The sequence below is a fragment of the Bacillus cereus group sp. MG4 genome, assembly GCF_040460055.1.
In the GTDB taxonomy this organism is placed as follows: domain Bacteria; phylum Bacillota; class Bacilli; order Bacillales; family Bacillaceae_G; genus Bacillus_A; species Bacillus_A wiedmannii.
The window spans coordinates 3,038,139-3,057,055 of record NZ_JARVGZ010000001.1 but is presented as its reverse complement, the minus strand read 5'-3'; the positions used below and the strand labels follow the sequence as shown (position 1 = coordinate 3,057,055).

Below are 18,917 nucleotides of genomic sequence, written 5' to 3'. Positions count from 1 at the left end.
ATGACTAATCCGTTATTGCTGTGAGTATTGTGGTTCTTCTTGTTGGACTTCTTCAACGCGTGGATTTAAAGAATCGATAATCGTTTGCGTTTGCTCTGCAGCTGTTTGGAAAAGTTGCTTCGCTTGTTGGTTATCCGTATCAAGAGCGAATCCCTCTAAGCTAGCTTGTGCACTTTTTAATCCAGAAACAGTTTGCTTTAGTTTAGTAATTACAGTCATTGAATGAAGCCCCCTTTGGAATATCAATTCAAAGGTTATAATTTGTGAGTTGGGGTAAATTTATGATTGGAAAATTTAGGTGTGTTACATGTGTGGATTACAATTTTGTAATGAATATGTAAGGAAAAGCGATAGTGGAAAAAAACTCTTTCTCCTAGAATAAAGAAAGTAAAGCAAGTCAAAAGGACATTTGAAGGAGAGAAAAATGAAGAAATTATTATTAGGTTTAATTGGATTTTTTATATTAGTTATTGGTGTGGCAAGCTTTTCTCATAATGAGGTGACTGATAGATATAATCCGCTTGTGAAAGAAGAATTTGTATATGTAAAAGCGAAAGAATCTGGCCGACTATCTACAGTTGGAGAGGTAGCTGGAGACTATAAACTTACTGGTTATTACGCTTCGGGCGAAGGAAGAGATGTTAAGTTTTATGCACCTCGTGGGCTTAGAGAAGGAGCATATGTAAAGGTTAAAACGAAAGGTGAGTATATCGAAACATACCAAGAAGTACAACCGGATGAAATTCCAAAAGAGATTAAAGAGAAACTAGATAAATAAGACCGTTAAGAATTGCCTCCTAAATGTAGAAAATAGGGGGCGTTTTTATGCAGAAAATATCGTATATACAATGTGCTATCAAAGAGTTTTTATTGATTTAAATGGTTTTTATTGCTATTATTATGGAGAGAAAATGAAGTATATTTTATAATCATGCGCCCATAGCTCAGTCGGATAGAGCGGTGGTTTCCGGTACCACGTCTGCCGGGGGTTCGAATCCCTCTGGGCGCGTCAAATACCGTGAAAGCCTTACTGTATCTATATTCCTTTGCGAAACCTTTTGGATAAACGTCATGTATTATACGTAATGATGACACGTTCTAGTCTAAAACGGAAAGGTTTATGATATTAAGTAAGTGTCACTCAATAACGTTAATAACACGTAGAAAAAAATAGTAGTAAGATTAGAGAAACCCCTTGTATGTGATTAGAAATAATCGTGTACAGGGGGGTTTTTCGTTATGAAAAGAGTTAAAAGACGTGCGATTGGAAAGCGTCGTGACATCGATACAGATACCGTTCTTTTTAAGCCTTCTATTACGATTAATAGGGCGTTAGAACGTGTTATGGATATTTATGTGTCAGAAGGATACAGAGAACGTACTATAAGCGATTATAGAATGTTTTGGTCGGAGTTCATTAATGTTATTAATCGTCAACTTATTACCGAAGTTACGAAAGAAGATATAAGGAAATATGTGAATCATTTATTGAAAATTAGAAAGTTATCGCCTGTAACGGTTAATATTCGATTGTCTGCTATTAGGGCGATTTTTAATCGTTTAGAAAAAGAAACGGTTATCGAAAACAATCCCGTGATGGGTGTTAGAAAATTAAAAGTCGATGAACAAAAGATTTATACTTTGACCGACAATCAAATAAAACGTCTATTTGCGATGGTCGATAAGACCTCTTATGCAGGATATAGGGATTATGTAGCCATGTTAGTAATGCTTAAATGTGGTTTACGTATTAACGAAATTAATGCCTTAGAAATCGACGACGTTGATTTTGATAACGGGGTTATTTTATTACCGGGTAGGAAAAACAAGAACCGAAAGAGTCGAGTAATTCCGATGTCTAAAAAAGTTCAAAATGAATTAGCCCAACTAGTAACAGAAACAGGAGAGTATTTTGAAGGACTAGGAACATCTGTATTCGTTAACTCGTTTGGTGACCCTTTGAATCCTGACCATATACGAAAAAGAATGAACTATTACGGGAAACAAGCAAGTTTAACAATCGTATAATTCAAGGTTAAATATTACAGCCATACCTAGGTAGCCTATAGTAGTCATCACTGTAGATAAAACCAAGTCCCAAAAGCGTAATTTTACTTGAGTAGCCTTATCTAGATATAATCTATCAGTCTCCCTAGTTGTTGTTACTAGAACAAATTGCCTAACACTATATAATATAGCTGGTATAAGTAAGGTGGCTATAATTGTAGTGAATACAGGTGCAAACTTGCCCATTGCCTCTATGGTTAGTCCGTCAAACATACTTTGTATTCAGTCCTTTCAAAGTTAAAGTTGATAAAAAAGAACGCACTTTTAAGGGTGACGTTCTTTTTCTTTCATTAAATGGTTTATTGTGTTTAAACTAAGTCAGGTTTTTGTGGTGCTGGCGGTCGTCCGTGGTCGTAAGCAGGTGCACCAGTATTACCGTCAGCTATACCCCAAGGTTCCCCGTGTGTGTAAGATGGAGGCCAACCTTCTCCATATGTATATTCAGGTGCACCGCTGCCATCGCCTATATTTACTGCTAAATCTGGTCTTTGTGGTGACCAGGTATCGCCTATATTTACTGCTATTAGTTTTTGTTTCGTTTTTACTATTTCATTTGTATGTCCTAATCCTAAAGACGTAATTCCTAATACGGATAATCCAACTATTGTTAATCCAATCTTTTTCATTACTTTAACGCCCCTTTTTCTTCATATTTTCTCCTTGCTTCATTACTCATATAAAAATACTTACTAGCTTGTACATGATTTTCTTCTTGATAGAATGCATTTGCTAAAATTTCAGTGTATTCTTGCACGCAATCCCATAGTTTTTCTTTTTTAAAGTAAGAAATCCCTTTTAAAATTACTTTTTCTAAAGATAATGCGGAAGTTTTATTATTTAGTTCTTTTAGAATCGTAAAATGAGGTAGAAGTTCTTTGTTTTCAAGTTCATTACAAATACGTAGACCGTTTTCAATCAATTCTTCGGCAAGAGTATGTTCGCCTAATTTATAATACTCACGTGCTTCTACAAAAATAGCTTTGAAATGTTTGGGGTTCTTTTTTGTCACTTTGGATACATGTCGAATTGCTAAATTTGAAAGATTTTGATTCGCGTATAACCACGCTAAGTTGTGTCGTACTCTAAGGACTAGAGATTCTTCATTGTGTTTTTGTAGAATATCTAACGCAGAATTTAGATTGATTTCCGCTTGTTCAAATTGTCTTAAATCTATGCAGGATAGCCCATAAACATTGTTACAGGAAGCGACATTAACTTCATATCCCGTATGTTTAGAAAAGATATCTTTTGCCTTCGTTACATATTGAATTGCAACTAAAGGTTGGTATGTTTGATAGTGAAATGAAGCAATGCGGTAATTAAATTCAGCTTCCTCTAATTCATTCAGTACGTACATTAAAAGTTTTTCCGCTTGTTCAAATTCTTCTCTAGCTTTAGTGTAATTAGAAATCATGGCTTCATGAATGCCTTTAAAGAAGTGATAATAATAGGATAAAAAGCCGCTATCAGGTACATCAAAGGAGTTAATTTCATTAAAGCTATCTTTTGTAATGTTAAATCCATCTGTCAGCATTTCATATCTAAAGTTTAATAATGAATAGTATAATAATAAATTTTTATCTTCTTTTATACTGGAAAGCTTATCTTCAACTTCTTGTTTTAAGTTTGTTGCTTGTATACTTTGATGTTGTAGTATAGCTTGATACCAGTCATTAAGTAACTTTGTAACCTTTTCATTCCCCTTCACTGGAACATGCATATAATCCCTTCCTTTTCTGAATAGTCTTACATTAAATGATAGCAAGAATAGAATATAATGGAAATTAAATTTTGATATTTCTCAACATTTGTTTAACAATTTTATTTTAAAAGAAGAAATTCATTACTTCATTGTGTTTAGTAAATTCAAACATTTGGCACAGTGGGGAATTTAGTACACAAGGGTTGAATATGGAATGGACAACTTCAATTCAAGCAATTACAGAAGAGAGGGCACGACAAGCTGCCAATTCAATTGAAGCAGGTGCGATGTGTGGTAAGCTACCTGAAAAATCTACTGGTGAAAAAATTTGGGACGGTATTGTAGATGGTACGGGACAAGCAGTTAGCGATACAATAGACGGAATAAAAGCTTTAGGAGATTGGGAAACGTGGGAAAACATGGGGAACGCTGCTTTGCACCCTATTGATACCCTTAGTACCATGTATAATGCATTGTCGGATTCATTTATTAATGATGTAATAAATGGTGACGCAGAAAGTCGGGCAAAGTGGGGAAGTTATGCTTTAACTCAAGTTGGGTTAGGTCTTATTGGTGATAAAGGGTTAAGTAAAGTTACTACAATAGCAAAGGGTGCAAAGTTTTCCACAGGCATCTCTGCTGTTGCGAATAAATTACCGCTGACAGACCGCGTTGCATTCGCAGGTGCTAGTGGCTTTGGAAGTAATCAGATAAAAACTTTTGAAGCTTTACAAGAAGCCCGTGATACATTTATATTTTCCAAAACTGGTGGAAAAACTAGAGTTAAAGATGTACAAGAGGTAATCCAAGATTACGCAGATAAGGTTCTTGATAAAGTAGATGTAAAAAATGAGTATCCCGATTCGTATACAGCATCTCAAAAATTGCGTGCAGAACTTAAAGAAGCAGGAATTGAACCACCACCGTATCCTAATGCGGCACATCATATTGTACCTTGGAATGATGGTAGGGCTGTGGAAGTACAGGAATTATTAAAAGAGATTGGAATACACCATGATGCTGCTGTTAATGGGGTATTTTTACCGTATAAAGTGAATGATTATGTGACCACTGAAGTATTGCATATAGGTAGTCATTCTAAAGAGTATATAAGAGAAGTAACAGAACGACTAAATAGTGTTATGGAAATGGGTGGTACTCAAGCTGATGTAGCTGAAGTTTTACACAAAATAAGACAAGATCTATTAGAAGGTAAGATAAGATTAAATGAACCAAAGAAATAATTATATATCAGTTAACAAATTGTAAAGGAGAATATACATATGAAAATTTGGCGATTAAAAAGTTCAACTGATGATTATCAAACTTTTCAATTATTAAATTATGAAGAGGACAAGAAATATTTTAAAAACGATTTTAATTCCAAAGTAAGTTTGTCAGATTCATGGACAGTTAAATTTATTGAGATTATAGATGAAGGGTATCAAAGTGATTGTCCTATTTTTTGGGGGAAATCTGGTGTACAAATAATTAGTGAGAAAGCTAAAGGAGTATTAGAACCCTTAGTAGGCAATAATGTTGAATTTTTACCATTAATTCATAAAACAACAAACGAAAAGTACTATGCTATTCATGTTTTACGTGTATTAAATGCACTTGATATTAATAATACAATATTTGAAAAGTTAAGTTCGGGTTTAATAATAGGCTGTGAAAAATTTGTATTTATTCCTAGTGTTGTTCAAAATGAAACGATTTTTAAATTGTATATAAATGAAAAAATTCATCCGAACTATCTGTTGGTATCAGATGAATTTAGAAATGCAGTTTTAGAGAGTGATTTAAAAGGCTTTGAATTTGTAGAGGTATGGGATTCAAAAGCGGACATGTAAAAGAAAGTCCTTAAAATAACTGATAGGAGTTAACAGCATGGACACAAAAGTTTCAGAAATCCTAAGAATGTTAGACAATTATGAGGGGAATGAGAAAGAAATTTTTGAACAGATTCAAGCTGAAGCAATGGTTAAATATAAACAATGTGAAGAAATGATAGATACGATACTTAATAATAAGTCTAGAACTGAAACAGAAAAACATGAAGCTATAATGAATATGATAGGGCATATCTTCACTTGTGGGGTTTCTTATGGAACTGTTCAAATTCCATTAGCAATGATTGAGAAACATCAATCGTCTACGCATTAATTTATATTTTAAAATAAAGGTGAAACAATAGAAGAAATGAAATTAATATTGAAAAAAGTACGTAAGCGATTTATAATCGAAATAGTTTAGCATACATAACGTTGTATGTTCATGTCAAAAAAATTCATTTCTAAATTACATGCAAGGTAAAACCTTGATTTTACTGATAATTTTACATAACCGTTACCGTTTGGTTTCCGGTACCACGTCTGCCGGGGGTTCGAATCCCTCTGGGCGCGTCAAAAAGTCCTAACTTACGTTTTGTAGGTTAGGACTTTTTTTATTTCTCTCTTGTTATATCTAGTAATAAGATTTACTATTAGTACTTGATAATAATTAAACGAATTATTATTTTCTTTCAATATTATTCAAATTTCGGTTGTAAGTTGTAAATCTCATTAATACATATAAATTAATAATATTTTGGAATGGGTGTCTGTGATAGCATTCTCCTTTTACCAAACTTATTGTACAATAGAAACAAGGGGGAGATTAGTTTGAAGGCAAGTCTTTTACAAGAACAAAGCTTACGTTTGGCAATGACACAAGAGTTAAGGCAAGCGATTACAATGCTCCAGTATAATGTACAAGAATTATCGGAGTTTTTGTATGAGCAATCGTTAGAGAATCCCCTTATTGAGTTAGGTGGTTTTGAGAGGGAGAAGAAAAAGAGCTCTAACAACAGTAAAAGTACCAGCAAACAAGTCGAGAATCAGATGGAAATCTACAGTGTGGATTCAACAACGATTCAGCAACATTTATTAAATCAAATACAGTATTATAAAATAGATGAAGAAGAGCGAAAAATAGCTTCTTTCATTATTATGAACATGGATGGAAATGGGTATTTACAAGAAACGAACGAAGAGTTAGCGGATCTCCTTTCCGCACCGATTCATGAAGTCGCCCGTTTTGTAGAGCTTGTCCAATCACTCGAGCCAGCAGGGGTAGGAGCGCGTAATATTCAGGAATGTCTAACTTTGCAATTGAAGCGCTTACAAAGACGGAATGGATTAGCGGAAGAGGTTATAGATGATCACTTCGCTTATTTCGTGAAGAAAGATTGGCGAAAGCTCGTTCAAGTGTTGAAGTGTAGTAATGAAGAATTGCAATCAGCAGTGAACTGTATTACGTCATTACAGCCGAAACCAGGTCTTGCGTTTTCTTCTGATAAACCACTGTATATCGTGCCTGATATGGCGGTGAAAAAAGATGGTGATCGTCTCGTTTTACAAATGAACGAGAGAAATATGCCGAGAATTGAAATTCATTCTGAGTATAGTGCGCTTCTGAATAATAGTGAAAGTGAAGTAGCATCTTATGTATCAGAAAAGTATCAGCATGTGCAGTGGATTATGCGCAGTTTAAAACAGAGAAAACAAACGCTTCTGCAAGTGATGACTATTATTATGGAAAAACAATGTGATTTCTTCTGGGAAGGTCCAGAATATTTAAAACCGCTTGCTTTAAAAGAGGTAGCGGAAGAGTTAAGTGTGCATGAATCTACAATTAGTCGTGTAACGCGAAATAAATATGTGCAAACACCACATGGTTTATTTGAGATGAAATCTTTCTTTAGTAATGCTGTTTCGACTACTGAAGATGAAGCAGTTTCTACAAAGCGTGTGAAACGATTTATCCAAAAGCTTGTTGAGGCGGAGAATAAGAAAAAGCCACTTTCAGATCAGAAGATTTCAAAATTATTAGAAGAAGAGCATGAAATCGTTATTTCTCGAAGAACAGTGGCGAAGTATAGAGAACAAATGCACATTCCAGCGTCATCATTACGAAAAACGATCGGATAGGTGAAGAATATGAAAGTTGTACTGTATACAAAAAAAGATTGTGGCCTTTGCGTGCAGGCGAAACAAGTTTTAGAGGAAGTACAATGTGAATATTCTTTTCAAATCGAGGAAATAAATATATATGAAGATAATGACCTTTTAGAAAAATATCACCTAATGATTCCGGTGGTAGAAATAGGCGGAAAACAAGTAGAATATGGTAACATTCACAAAGGTGTCATAATAAACTATATAAAGAATGCAGTTAAGAGTTGAATAAGTTTCTATCTCCTGTTACAATAATACACGTAGCAGGGATTATTTTTTTAACCTACGTGGGACACAAAATGTCACTACGGGACGTAAAGTGACCACGGAGAAAAATGAACCAATGTAGTGAGGAGAAAAGATATGCGCTCATGGATTCAGAACACAAAAAAATTATTACCTGATCTGCTACCTGTTATGCAAACGAGAATGCAAATTCTTCAATACATTAGGCTCATGCAGCCGATTGGAAGAAGAAACTTGTCAGCAAGTCTCGGTATGACAGAACGAGTATTGCGAAGTGAAGTTCAAGTTTTGAAAGAACAAAACTTAGTTCACGTCGCTTCTTCTGGAATGACTTTGACAGAAGAAGGAACAGCTTTAGTTCTTGCTTTGGAAGACTTTATGAAAGAAATTTCCGGGTTAAAGGTTTTAGAAAAGCAACTTAAGGAAACATTAGACTTGGATGAAGTTTTCGTTGTCCCTGGTGATAGTGATGAATCACCTTGGGTCAAACTGGAGATGGGCCGTGCTTGTGTGACTTGTATAAAAGACCGTCTGACAGCGAATAATATCGTTGCTGTGGCTGGAGGAACTACGCTAGCTGCTGCTGCGGACATGATGCAGCTTGATTGCAAAGATTTACATATGCTATTTGTCCCAGCGCGTGGTGGAATTGGAGAGGGTGTCGAATTAGAAGCCAATACCATTTGTGCCAAGATGGCACAAAATACGATGAGTAATTATCGCTTATTGTATGTTCCAGACCATGTTAGTAGCGAAGCATATGCGTCTATTGTGACAGAGCCTTCCGTGAAAGAAGTTCTTGAGTTGATTCGATCTTCCAATATCGTCATTCATGGAATAGGTGATGCGTTAACAATGGCACGTCGCAGAAATACTTCAGAAGCAGATTGGTTAAAGATTCAAGCAAGCGAAGCAGTAGGCGAAGCTTTCGGTTACTACTTTAATGAACAAGGAAATGTTGTTCATAAAGTAAGAACAGTTGGTATGCAACTTGAGGATTTACAACATGTATCTCACGTTGTTGCAGTCGCTGGAGGTTCTTCAAAGGCAAAGGCAATACAGGCTGTAATTAAACAAGGGCATACTTCAATTCTAATTACAGATGAAGGTGCAGCAAAACAGTTAACAAAGGGTATTACCCTTTAATATAATCCCCCAAGGAGGAAATTCAAATGACTAAAATTGGTATTAATGGATTTGGACGTATCGGACGTAACGTATTCCGCGCAGCTCTTAACAACTCTGAGGTAGAAGTAGTAGCAATCAACGACTTAACAGATGCTAAAACATTAGCTCACCTTTTAAAATATGACACAGTTCACGGAACTTTAAATGCAGAAGTATCTGCTAACGAAAACAGCATCGTTGTTAACGGTAAAGAAATTAAAGTTATCGCTGAGCGTGACCCAGCTCAATTACCATGGAGCGACTACGGAGTAGAAGTAGTAGTAGAATCTACTGGCCGTTTCACTAAAAAATCAGACGCTGAAAAACACTTAGGTGGATCAGTTAAGAAAGTTATCATCTCAGCTCCAGCTTCTGACGAAGATATCACTGTAGTTATGGGTGTTAACCACGAACAATATGATGCAGCTAACCACAACGTAGTATCTAATGCTTCTTGTACTACAAACTGTCTAGCTCCATTCGCTAAAGTATTAAACGAAAAATTCGGCGTAAAACGCGGAATGATGACAACAATTCACTCTTACACTAACGACCAACAAATCTTAGACTTACCACACAAAGATTTACGTCGTGCTCGTGCAGCAGCTGAAAACATGATCCCAACATCTACTGGTGCAGCTAAAGCTGTAGCATTAGTATTACCAGAACTTAAAGGTAAATTAAACGGTGGCGCTGTACGTGTTCCAACTGCTAACGTTTCTCTTGTTGACTTAGTTGTTGAACTTGACAAAGAAGTAACAGTTGAAGATGTAAACGCAGCATTCAAAGCAGCAGCTGAAGGCGAATTAAAAGGTATCCTTGGATACAGCGAAGAGCCATTAGTATCTATCGACTATAACGGATGTACAGCTTCTTCTACAATCGATGCATTATCTACAATGGTAATGGAAGGTAACATGGTTAAAGTACTTTCTTGGTACGATAACGAAACTGGTTACTCTAACCGCGTAGTAGACCTAGCAGCATACATGACTTCTAAAGGTCTTTAATTCTTAATTATATAAGTAATCAATGACAAAACGAGGGAGAGGGTTTGTTCCCTCTCTCTCTTCTTTCGTTTTAAAAGCAAATGTGTTAAGCTTTTGAGTGGGTTTTGTCAATCCTAACTAGTAGTCGGAGGGAAATCCAATGAACAAAAAATCAATTCGTGACGTAGATTTAAAAGGTAAGCGTGTATTTTGCCGCGTTGATTTCAACGTACCTATGAAAGAAGGCAAAATTACAGATGAAACTCGTATCCGTGCAGCTCTTCCTACAATTCAATATTTAGTAGAGCAAGGTGCGAAAGTTATTTTAGCAAGTCACTTAGGCCGTCCAAAAGGTCAAGCAGTAGAAGAATTACGTCTTACTCCAGTAGCAGCACGTTTAGGCGAGCTTCTTGGTAAAGATGTTAAAAAAGCAGACGAAGCATTCGGACCAGTTGCACAAGAAATGGTTGCAGCAATGAACGAAGGCGACGTATTAGTTCTTGAAAACGTACGTTTCTATGCGGGCGAAGAAAAGAACGATGCAGAACTTGCGAAAGAATTTGCAGCTCTTGCTGATATCTTCGTAAACGATGCATTCGGTGCAGCTCACCGTGCTCACGCTTCTACAGCAGGTATCGCAGACTACCTACCAGCAGTATCTGGATTATTAATGGAAAAAGAGTTAGAGGTACTTGGAAAAGCACTTTCTAACCCAGAACGTCCATTCACAGCTATCATCGGTGGTGCGAAAGTAAAAGATAAAATCGGTGTAATTCGTCATCTATTAGACAAAGTAGATAACTTAATCATCGGTGGCGGACTTGCTTACACATTCGTTAAAGCTTTAGGTCATGAAATTGGTCTATCTCTATGTGAAAACGACAAGATCGAACTAGCTAAAGAATTTATGCAACTTGCAAAAGAAAAAGGCGTAAACTTCTACATGCCAGTTGATGTTGTAATCACAGAGGAATTCTCTGAAACTGCAACAACTCAAATCGTAGGTATCGACTCTATCCCTTCTAATTGGGAAGGCGTGGACATCGGTCCTAAAACACGTGAAATTTATGCAGATGTAATTAAAAATTCTAAGCTTGTTGTATGGAATGGACCAATGGGTGTATTCGAAATGACTCCATTCGCAGAAGGTACAAAAGCAGTAGGACAAGCATTAGCAGATGCAGAAGATACATACTCTGTTATCGGCGGTGGTGACTCTGCAGCAGCTGTTGAAAAATTCGGTATGGCTGATAAAATGAGCCACATTTCTACTGGCGGCGGTGCGTCATTAGAATTCATGGAAGGTAAAGAGCTTCCAGGTGTAGTTTGTCTTAACGACAAATAAGTAGCAGCCAAAGAAAAAGGACGGTGCAAAGCATGCGTAAACCAATTATCGCAGGTAACTGGAAAATGAATAAAACTCTATCTGAAGCAGTTAGCTTCGTAGAGGAAGTTAAAGGTCAAATCCCAGCAGCTTCAGCTGTTGATGCAGTAGTTTGCTCTCCAGCTCTATTTTTAGAGCGTTTAGTAGCTAAGGCTGAAGGAACTGATTTACAAGTAGGTGCACAAAACATGCACTTCGAAAAAAATGGTGCATTCACTGGCGAAATTAGCCCAGTAGCACTTAGCGACTTAAAAGTAGGCTACGTAGTACTTGGCCACTCTGAGCGTCGTGAAATGTTTGCTGAAACAGATGAGTCAGTAAACAAAAAGACTCTTGCAGCATTTGAACATGGTTTAACACCAATCGTATGTTGTGGTGAGACTTTAGAAGAGCGCGAAAGCGGAAAAACATTTGATCTAGTAGCAGGTCAAGTGACAAAAGCACTTGCAGGTTTAACAGAAGAGCAAGTTAAAGCAACTGTTATCGCTTATGAGCCAATCTGGGCTATCGGTACAGGTAAATCTTCTTCTTCTGCAGATGCAAACGAAGTATGTGCGCACATCCGTAAAGTTGTTGCAGAAGCTGTTTCTACAGAAGCTGCAGAAGCTGTTCGTATTCAATACGGCGGTAGCGTAAAACCAGAAAACATTAAAGAGTATATGGCACAATCTGACATCGACGGCGCTTTAGTTGGCGGTGCTAGCTTAGAGCCTGCTTCGTTCTTAGGTCTTCTGGGGGCGGTAAAATGAGAAAGCCAACAGCTTTAATCATTCTTGATGGTTTCGGACTACGTGAAGAAACTCATGGGAATGCTGTAGCACAAGCTAAGAAACCTAATTTTGATGGTTACTGGAACAAATTCCCTCACACAACGCTTACAGCTTGTGGTGAGGAAGTAGGTCTTCCAGAAGGTCAAATAGGTAACTCTGAGGTTGGTCACTTAAATATCGGTGCTGGCCGCATCGTATATCAAAGCTTAACACGCGTAAACGTTGCAATTCGTGAAGGTGAGTTCGATCAGAACGAAACTTTCCAAAATGCAATTAAAAGCGTAAAAGAAAAAGGTACTGCTCTTCATTTATTCGGTTTACTTTCTGATGGTGGTGTGCACAGTCACATGAACCATATGTTTGCTCTTCTTCGCTTAGCAGCAAAAGAAGGCGTGGAGAAAGTTTATATCCATGCATTCTTAGACGGCCGCGATGTTGGACCACAAACAGCAAAAGGTTATATCGATGCAACAAATGAAGTAATTAAAGAAACAGGAGTAGGACAATTCGCGACTATCTCTGGTCGTTATTACTCTATGGACCGTGACAAGCGTTGGGATCGCGTAGAAAAATGTTACAGTGCTATGGTAAATGGTGAAGGCCCTACTTATAAATCAGCAGAAGAGTGTGTAGAAGACTCTTATGCGAACGGTATCTATGATGAATTCGTATTGCCGTCTGTAATTGTTAACGAAGATAACACGCCAGTTGCAACAATCAATGATGATGATGCAGTTATCTTCTATAACTTCCGTCCAGACCGTGCAATTCAAATTGCTCGTGTATTTACAAACGAAGACTTCCGTGAGTTCGATCGTGGTGAAAAAGTACCTCACATTCCTGAATTCGTTTGTATGACACATTTCAGTGAAACTGTAGATGGTTACGTGGCATTCAAGCCAATGAACCTTGATAACACATTAGGTGAAGTTGTTGCGCAAGCGGGATTAAAGCAACTTCGCATCGCGGAAACTGAAAAGTATCCGCACGTTACATTCTTCTTTAGCGGTGGTCGTGAGGCTGAATTCCCAGGAGAAGAGCGTATTTTAATTAACTCACCGAAGGTTGCAACTTATGACTTGAAACCTGAAATGAGCATTTACGAAGTAACGGACGCTTTAGTAAATGAAATCGAAAATGATAAACATGATGTTATCATTCTTAACTTTGCAAACTGTGATATGGTTGGCCATTCTGGGATGATGGAACCAACAATTAAAGCAGTAGAAGCAACTGACGAATGTTTAGGAAAAGTTGTAGAAGCGATTCTTGCAAAAGATGGTGTAGCACTTATTACTGCTGACCATGGTAATGCTGATCAGGAGTTAACTGCTGATGGTGGACCAATGACAGCTCATACAACTAACCCGGTTCCTTTCATCGTTACAAAAAATGATGTAGAGCTTCGTGAAGGTGGTATTTTAGGAGATATCGCTCCAACAATGCTTACGCTTTTAAATGTGGAACAACCGAAAGAAATGACAGGTAAAACAATTATTAAATAATTTGCTTATATAAAAAGGAGAGAATTTATTATGTCAACAATTATTGATGTTTATGCTCGCGAAGTCCTTGACTCTCGTGGTAACCCAACTGTAGAAGTAGAAGTTTACACAGAAAGCGGCGCTTTCGGACGCGCTATCGTACCAAGTGGTGCATCTACTGGTGAGCACGAAGCAGTAGAATTACGTGACGGTGACAAATCTCGTTACCTTGGTAAAGGTGTTCTAAATGCAGTAAACAACGTTAACGAAGCAATCGCTCCAGAAATCGTTGGTTTCGACGTAACTGACCAAGCTGGTATCGACCGTGCTATGATCGAATTAGATGGCACTCCAAACAAAGGTAAACTAGGCGCTAACGCTATCCTTGGTGTATCTATGGCAGTAGCTCACGCAGCAGCTGACTTCGTAGGTCTTCCATTATACCGTTACCTTGGTGGATTCAATGCAAAACAATTACCAACTCCAATGATGAACATCATCAACGGTGGTTCTCACGCTGATAACAACGTAGACTTCCAAGAGTTCATGATCTTACCAGTTGGTGCTCCAACATTCAAAGAATCAATCCGTATGGGTGCTGAAGTATTCCATGCACTTAAAGCTGTATTACATGACAAAGGTCTTAACACTGCAGTAGGTGACGAAGGTGGATTCGCTCCAAACCTTGGTTCTAACCGTGAAGCATTAGAAGTAATCATTGAAGCTATCGAAAAAGCTGGTTACAAAGCTGGCGAGAACGTATTCTTAGGAATGGACGTTGCTTCTTCTGAGTTCTACAACAAAGAAACTGGTAAATATGACCTTGCAGGCGAAGGCCGTACTGGCTTAACTTCTGCAGAAATGGTTGATTTCTACGAAGAGCTTTGCAAAGACTTCCCAATCATCTCTATCGAAGATGGTTTAGACGAAAACGACTGGGATGGTCACAAATTATTAACTGAGCGTATCGGTGATAAAGTACAATTAGTTGGTGACGACTTATTCGTAACTAACACTCAAAAACTTGCTGAAGGTATCGAAAAAGGTATCTCTAACTCAATCTTAATTAAAGTTAACCAAATCGGTACTTTAACTGAGACTTTCGAAGCTATCGAAATGGCTAAACGTGCTGGTTACACAGCAGTTGTATCTCACCGTTCTGGTGAAACTGAAGATGCTACAATCGCTGACATCGCAGTTGCAACTAACGCTGGCCAAATCAAAACTGGTTCTATGAGCCGTACTGACCGTATTGCTAAGTACAACCAATTATTACGCATCGAAGACGAACTAGGCGAAATCGCTGTTTACGATGGTATCAAATCTTTCTACAACATCAAACGATAATTGTAGAAAATAACGACAGACCGTGAGAAATCACGGTCTGTTTTTTTATGTTAAAATTGCTCACCCGTCATAAGTGACATGAAATGTTTAAAGAAGCGGTTATAATCAAAATCAATTGCGATTTGATGACTCGGCCAATCAATAAATGGCCTAGATTCTCCTAAAGAACGAAATTCCCCTATGCTTGTTCCTTGTGCATAAGATTCTGTCATGACAACGATAGGTGACTTGTGATATGTAAACATAGAGTTATCAAGTAAAGCGAGTATTGGCATTGTGTCATGGAAGGGGCTCCCCTTTAAATGCGGTAAGGCGTCTTTATAATATCCGTAGTAATAATGATTGAATAACGGTTTGACGAGTGGGGCTTTTCCTTTTGCTTCAATGTATTCAGCCATTTCTGGTGTAATGATGGAATACTGAGTGACGTTTAATGGATAGATGTACATGTTAGGTGAGGATTGAAGGACTATATTGGCAGCAGTAGGATCGCCATAAAAGTTTGCTTCGGAAATAGGGGTAACATTACCAGGATGTAAAAAGGCACCGCCCATTACGTAGTAAGATTTAACTTGCTTCATGAGCTGTTTACATAAGATGAATAAAATTGCTAGGGAGGTAAGTCTGCCTAAACTAACAATGATTAATTCATCTTTATACTGTTCAATAAGAGGAATGACTTCGAAAAAATTCTCCATTTCGCCGTTAGTCACATGTCCCTTTGGAATAATTGGTCCGAGCCCTTGTTTCCCGTGTACTTCCGTAAAGAAAGCAGGGGGGGCGCCAGTAAGTGGGCGTTCTGATCCACCAAATATCTTGATATTTCTATCCTTTGCTTCGTTCTTAAGAAAATGAGCGTTTTGTACGGCTATTTCTTTTGGAACATTGCCGTAATCAGCAACAATCCCGACGATTTCTATTTCATCAATAAAGAATGCTAAGAGGAGAGCCATCGTATCATCAATCCCAGGATCACAAAAAATAAGAACTTTTTTTGGCATATGTTCACCACCTATCTTGTTTATCCCGTAAAAGTCCGATTGTGGGGATGAAGAAAACCACCACTAATGAAAGTTTCACTTTATATATATGTAAGCTTAAGGATAAAAAGATTATTTTATTGAAATAACAACGTTGTAAATTCAGAAAATAAAAACTTTTTATATTAGGTCAAGGTTTTTGACTTAATTTCTATGCGAAAATCCAGTCATATCAAGGTTGTAAGCGTCTAACATAAGCTGTTTTTGCTGTCAAGTTGATAAATTGCAGCTTTTTACAATTTATACTATGATAAAGATATTAAGAGAAGATCGTATAAACATGAGGGATGATGAACATGAAATTTACAAAGATTCTTGTCCAAATTGCTGCTCTTTACGTCTTTTATATGGTTGGAACTTGGGTACAAGAAGTGTTAAATATTCCGATTCCAGGAAGTTTGATTGGAATGTTTCTCTTACTTGTTTTACTTAGCCTAAAAGTCCTTCCAGTGAAATGGTTCGATTTAGGAGCAGAAACACTCGTTGCTATTATGCCGTTTTTATTAATTCCGCCAACGCTTGGCCTAATGAATTACGGTGCTTTTTTTATGAGTAAAGGAATTTCTCTTTTCATTACAATTGTAGCGAGTACATTTTTAATTATTATTGTCGCAGGACATACAGGACAATATCTTGCGAATAGAAAGGAAAGAGAGTCGCGATGAGCCAAATATTAATCGGAATCGGTTGGGTTCTTTTTACGGTGCTATTATACCAATTATCTAAAAAAATCTATAAATTATTTCCAACACCATTCACCATTCCAATGCTTGTAGCAACAGGATTAATGGCTTTCTTATTTATCATGCTTGATATACCATATCAACATTATATGGAAAGCGGTGGTGGCTGGATTGCAAAACTGCTCGGACCCGGTGTTGTAGCATTTGCAATTCCTCTTTATAAACAACGTCACGTTCTGCAAAAATATGTTGTGCCGATTGCTGGTGGCGTATTAGTAGGGACAACAGTTGCAATCGCAAGTGATTTTGCCATTGCATCACTTATGGGAACAGATAAAAGCTTAATTTTATCTTCTTTACCAAAATCGGTGACAATGCCAGTTGCGATGAGTGTTTCAGAGCAAGTTGGTGGTGTACCGTCATTAACAGCAGCTTTCGTTGTTATCGCAGGTATTACTGGAACGATTACTGGCCCACTTTTATTAAAATGGAGCCGCGTTACAAACTCAGTTGGTAAAGGTATCGGATTTGGATGTGCTTCTCATATTATGGGTGTAATGAGAGCGATGAAAAATAATGAACATGAAGGTGTTATTGGATCGGTAACAATGACATTAACAGCAATTTTGACATGTTTGCTCGGGCCGTTATTTGCAATGATGTTTATGTAATAGAAGAAAAGCGAGAGCGACTCTATAGCTCTCGCTTTTCTATAGAATTTATGCTACAGTTAAAATAACTGAATCTTTGTAGGAGGTACGCCAAGTGCATACGTTATTATCCGTTTTACTTATTATTGTATCGATTTTAATGATTGTTATGGTACTTATGCAGTCTAGTAATAGCTCAGGCCTTTCAGGTGCAATTTCAGGCGGTGCAGAGCAATTATTTGGTAAGCAAAAAGCACGTGGAATTGAAGCAGTATTAAACCGTATTACAATTGTTTTAGCTGTTCTATTCTTCGTATTAACAATTGCTGTTACGTACTTAAATTTATAGAATTGAAAGAAGAAGCGTTAGTAAGATGTACTAATGGTTCTTCTTTTTTTATTTTGCCATTTGAAAGATGTTTCTAATTAGATTATAGAAATATAAATATGGTACACTAGATATAGAAAGAATACGACTAGATTACAGAAGAGAAAGAGGAGAAGTACATGATGAAATTAGCATCTCCGAAACCATTTACATTTGAGGGTGGAGACCGCGCTGTTTTATTACTACATGGTTTCACAGGAAACTCAGCTGATGTACGTATGTTAGGGCGTTTCTTAGAGAAGAAAGGCTACACTTGTCATGCGCCAATTTTTAAAGGGCACGGTGTACCACCAGAAGAGCTTGTTCATACAGGTCCTGAAGATTGGTGGCAAGACGTAATGGAAGCATATCAGCTTTTAAAAGATAAAGGCTTTGAGAAAATTGCTGTTGCTGGATTATCACTTGGCGGCGTATTTTCTTTAAAATTAGGTTATACGGTACCGGTTTTAGGTGTAGTACCAATGTGTGCACCAATGTATATTAAGAGTGAAGAAACGATGTACCAAGGTATATTGGCATATGCCCGCGAATATAAAAAACGTGAGCAAAAATCACCAGAGCAAATTGAACAAGAAATGTTGGAATTCCAAAAGACACCGATGAATACATTAAAAGCACTACAAGAGCTAATTGCTGACGTACGTAACAATGTGGATATGATTTATGCCCCAACATTTGTTGTACAAGCGCGTCATGATGAAATGATTAATACAGATAGTGCTAACATTATTTATAATGGTGTAGAATCTACGTTAAAAGACATTAAATGGTATGAAGACTCTACGCATGTCATTACACTTGATAAGCAACGTGACGAGCTACATGAGGATGTATATAACTTCTTGGAGCAACTAGATTGGTAAGATCTAGTTGCCTCTTTTTTTCATAAGGAATTTTTTGTGAAAACTGTAAAAATCATTAGGGGAGTATTAAAGTTTCGCTTTATACATCCCGAGTCTTTCGGATACACTAAATAATATAAGGGTTTAAAGGAGGTATTTC

Annotated in this window: 20 protein-coding genes, 1 tRNA gene and 1 pseudogene; 18 read left to right on the top strand and 4 right to left on the bottom strand. The window is 37.2% G+C overall.

The window, feature by feature from the left end; translation table 11 throughout:
- Positions 1 to 12 precede the first annotated feature (12 nt).
- On the bottom strand, positions 13 to 219 hold the full coding sequence (locus QCI41_RS16235) for a DUF1657 domain-containing protein (RefSeq protein WP_000216160.1): 207 nt from the start codon (positions 217 to 219) through the stop codon (positions 13 to 15).
- Positions 220 to 424: 205 nt separating this feature from the next.
- On the opposite strand from QCI41_RS16235, the gene QCI41_RS16230 reads away from it, so the two are divergent.
- From QCI41_RS16230 to QCI41_RS16220, 3 genes are all read left to right on the top strand, one after another.
- Entirely contained in the window at positions 425 to 778 is a 354-nt protein-coding gene (locus QCI41_RS16230) for a YxeA family protein (RefSeq protein WP_353837104.1), read from the top strand.
- Between the two features lie 155 nt (positions 779 to 933).
- A tRNA-Arg gene (locus QCI41_RS16225) sits at positions 934 to 1,009 on the top strand.
- Between the two features lie 230 nt (positions 1,010 to 1,239).
- Positions 1,240 to 2,028: a tyrosine-type recombinase/integrase gene (locus QCI41_RS16220; RefSeq protein ID WP_353837105.1), complete on the top strand. Its 789-nt coding sequence runs from the start codon at positions 1,240 to 1,242 to the stop codon at positions 2,026 to 2,028.
- Between the two features lie 347 nt (positions 2,029 to 2,375).
- Here QCI41_RS16220 and QCI41_RS16215 read toward each other — a convergent pair whose 3' ends face one another.
- Together QCI41_RS16215 and QCI41_RS16210 are read right to left on the bottom strand one after the other, a co-directional pair.
- Positions 2,376 to 2,693 carry a hypothetical protein gene (locus tag QCI41_RS16215; RefSeq protein WP_353837106.1) on the bottom strand — a complete coding sequence of 106 codons (318 nt, stop codon included), beginning with the start codon at positions 2,691 to 2,693 and terminating at the stop codon, positions 2,376 to 2,378.
- Positions 2,693 to 3,787, bottom strand: coding sequence for a response regulator aspartate phosphatase (locus QCI41_RS16210; RefSeq protein ID WP_016514069.1), 1,095 nt, complete (start codon positions 3,785 to 3,787; stop codon positions 2,693 to 2,695). The genes QCI41_RS16215 and QCI41_RS16210 overlap by 1 nt, the downstream gene beginning before the upstream one ends.
- Positions 3,788 to 3,948: 161 nt before the next feature.
- Here QCI41_RS16210 and QCI41_RS16205 point away from each other — a divergent pair.
- The 11 genes and pseudogenes from QCI41_RS16205 to eno form a co-directional block, all read left to right on the top strand.
- Positions 3,949 to 5,013: pseudogene (locus tag QCI41_RS16205) on the top strand (AHH domain-containing protein); the annotation flags it as partial.
- Between the two features lie 39 nt (positions 5,014 to 5,052).
- Positions 5,053 to 5,622, top strand: a complete 570-nt coding sequence (locus QCI41_RS16200) for an imm11 family protein (RefSeq protein WP_000708219.1) — start codon at positions 5,053 to 5,055, stop codon at positions 5,620 to 5,622.
- A 37-nt stretch (positions 5,623 to 5,659) separates the two neighbouring features.
- Complete coding sequence (locus tag QCI41_RS16195) at positions 5,660 to 5,935, top strand: hypothetical protein (RefSeq protein WP_016514067.1); 276 nt, start codon at positions 5,660 to 5,662, stop codon at positions 5,933 to 5,935.
- Positions 5,936 to 6,432: 497 nt separating this feature from the next.
- Positions 6,433 to 7,740, top strand: coding sequence for an RNA polymerase factor sigma-54 (gene rpoN / locus QCI41_RS16190; RefSeq protein WP_353837107.1), 1,308 nt, complete (start codon positions 6,433 to 6,435; stop codon positions 7,738 to 7,740).
- 9 nt (positions 7,741 to 7,749) lie between these two features.
- Positions 7,750 to 7,995 (top strand): glutaredoxin family protein, encoded by a 246-nt coding sequence (locus tag QCI41_RS16185; protein WP_000869731.1) that lies wholly within the window; start codon positions 7,750 to 7,752, stop codon positions 7,993 to 7,995.
- Positions 7,996 to 8,130: 135 nt separating this feature from the next.
- The gene (gene cggR / locus QCI41_RS16180; protein ID WP_001258183.1) at positions 8,131 to 9,159 is read left to right on the top strand and encodes a gapA transcriptional regulator CggR; all 1,029 of its coding nucleotides are present in this window, start codon (positions 8,131 to 8,133) and stop codon (positions 9,157 to 9,159) included.
- Between the two features lie 26 nt (positions 9,160 to 9,185).
- Complete coding sequence (gene gap / locus QCI41_RS16175) at positions 9,186 to 10,190, top strand: type I glyceraldehyde-3-phosphate dehydrogenase (RefSeq protein ID WP_000161234.1); 1,005 nt, start codon at positions 9,186 to 9,188, stop codon at positions 10,188 to 10,190.
- 139 nt (positions 10,191 to 10,329) lie between these two features.
- Entirely contained in the window at positions 10,330 to 11,514 is a 1,185-nt protein-coding gene (locus tag QCI41_RS16170) for a phosphoglycerate kinase (protein WP_073517082.1), read from the top strand.
- Between the two features lie 32 nt (positions 11,515 to 11,546).
- Positions 11,547 to 12,302 (top strand): triose-phosphate isomerase, encoded by a 756-nt coding sequence (gene tpiA / locus QCI41_RS16165; RefSeq protein ID WP_001231045.1) that lies wholly within the window; start codon positions 11,547 to 11,549, stop codon positions 12,300 to 12,302.
- Positions 12,299 to 13,828 (top strand): 2,3-bisphosphoglycerate-independent phosphoglycerate mutase, encoded by a 1,530-nt coding sequence (gene gpmI, locus QCI41_RS16160; protein ID WP_353837108.1) that lies wholly within the window; start codon positions 12,299 to 12,301, stop codon positions 13,826 to 13,828. Before tpiA ends, gpmI begins: the two co-directional genes overlap by 4 nt.
- Positions 13,829 to 13,858: 30 nt before the next feature.
- Positions 13,859 to 15,154, top strand: a complete 1,296-nt coding sequence (gene eno / locus QCI41_RS16155; protein ID WP_000103948.1) for a phosphopyruvate hydratase — start codon at positions 13,859 to 13,861, stop codon at positions 15,152 to 15,154.
- A 50-nt stretch (positions 15,155 to 15,204) separates the two neighbouring features.
- Here eno and QCI41_RS16150 read toward each other — a convergent pair whose 3' ends face one another.
- Complete coding sequence (locus tag QCI41_RS16150; RefSeq protein WP_353837109.1) at positions 15,205 to 16,155, bottom strand: nucleoside hydrolase; 951 nt, start codon at positions 16,153 to 16,155, stop codon at positions 15,205 to 15,207.
- A 335-nt stretch (positions 16,156 to 16,490) separates the two neighbouring features.
- Here QCI41_RS16150 and QCI41_RS16145 point away from each other — a divergent pair, with 335 nt between their 5' ends.
- The 4 genes from QCI41_RS16145 to estA all read left to right on the top strand — a co-directional run bounded on the left by QCI41_RS16145 (position 16,491) and on the right by estA (position 18,778).
- On the top strand, positions 16,491 to 16,859 hold the full coding sequence (locus QCI41_RS16145; RefSeq protein WP_000673225.1) for a CidA/LrgA family holin-like protein: 369 nt from the start codon (positions 16,491 to 16,493) through the stop codon (positions 16,857 to 16,859).
- Positions 16,856 to 17,548, top strand: coding sequence for an LrgB family protein (locus tag QCI41_RS16140; RefSeq protein ID WP_000078299.1), 693 nt, complete (start codon positions 16,856 to 16,858; stop codon positions 17,546 to 17,548). The genes QCI41_RS16145 and QCI41_RS16140 overlap by 4 nt, the downstream gene beginning before the upstream one ends.
- Positions 17,549 to 17,642: 94 nt before the next feature.
- Complete coding sequence (gene secG / locus QCI41_RS16135; protein ID WP_000557263.1) at positions 17,643 to 17,876, top strand: preprotein translocase subunit SecG; 234 nt, start codon at positions 17,643 to 17,645, stop codon at positions 17,874 to 17,876.
- Between the two features lie 161 nt (positions 17,877 to 18,037).
- The gene (estA, locus tag QCI41_RS16130) at positions 18,038 to 18,778 is read left to right on the top strand and encodes a carboxylesterase (protein ID WP_000761971.1); all 741 of its coding nucleotides are present in this window, start codon (positions 18,038 to 18,040) and stop codon (positions 18,776 to 18,778) included.
- Positions 18,779 to 18,917: the final 139 nt, after the last annotated feature.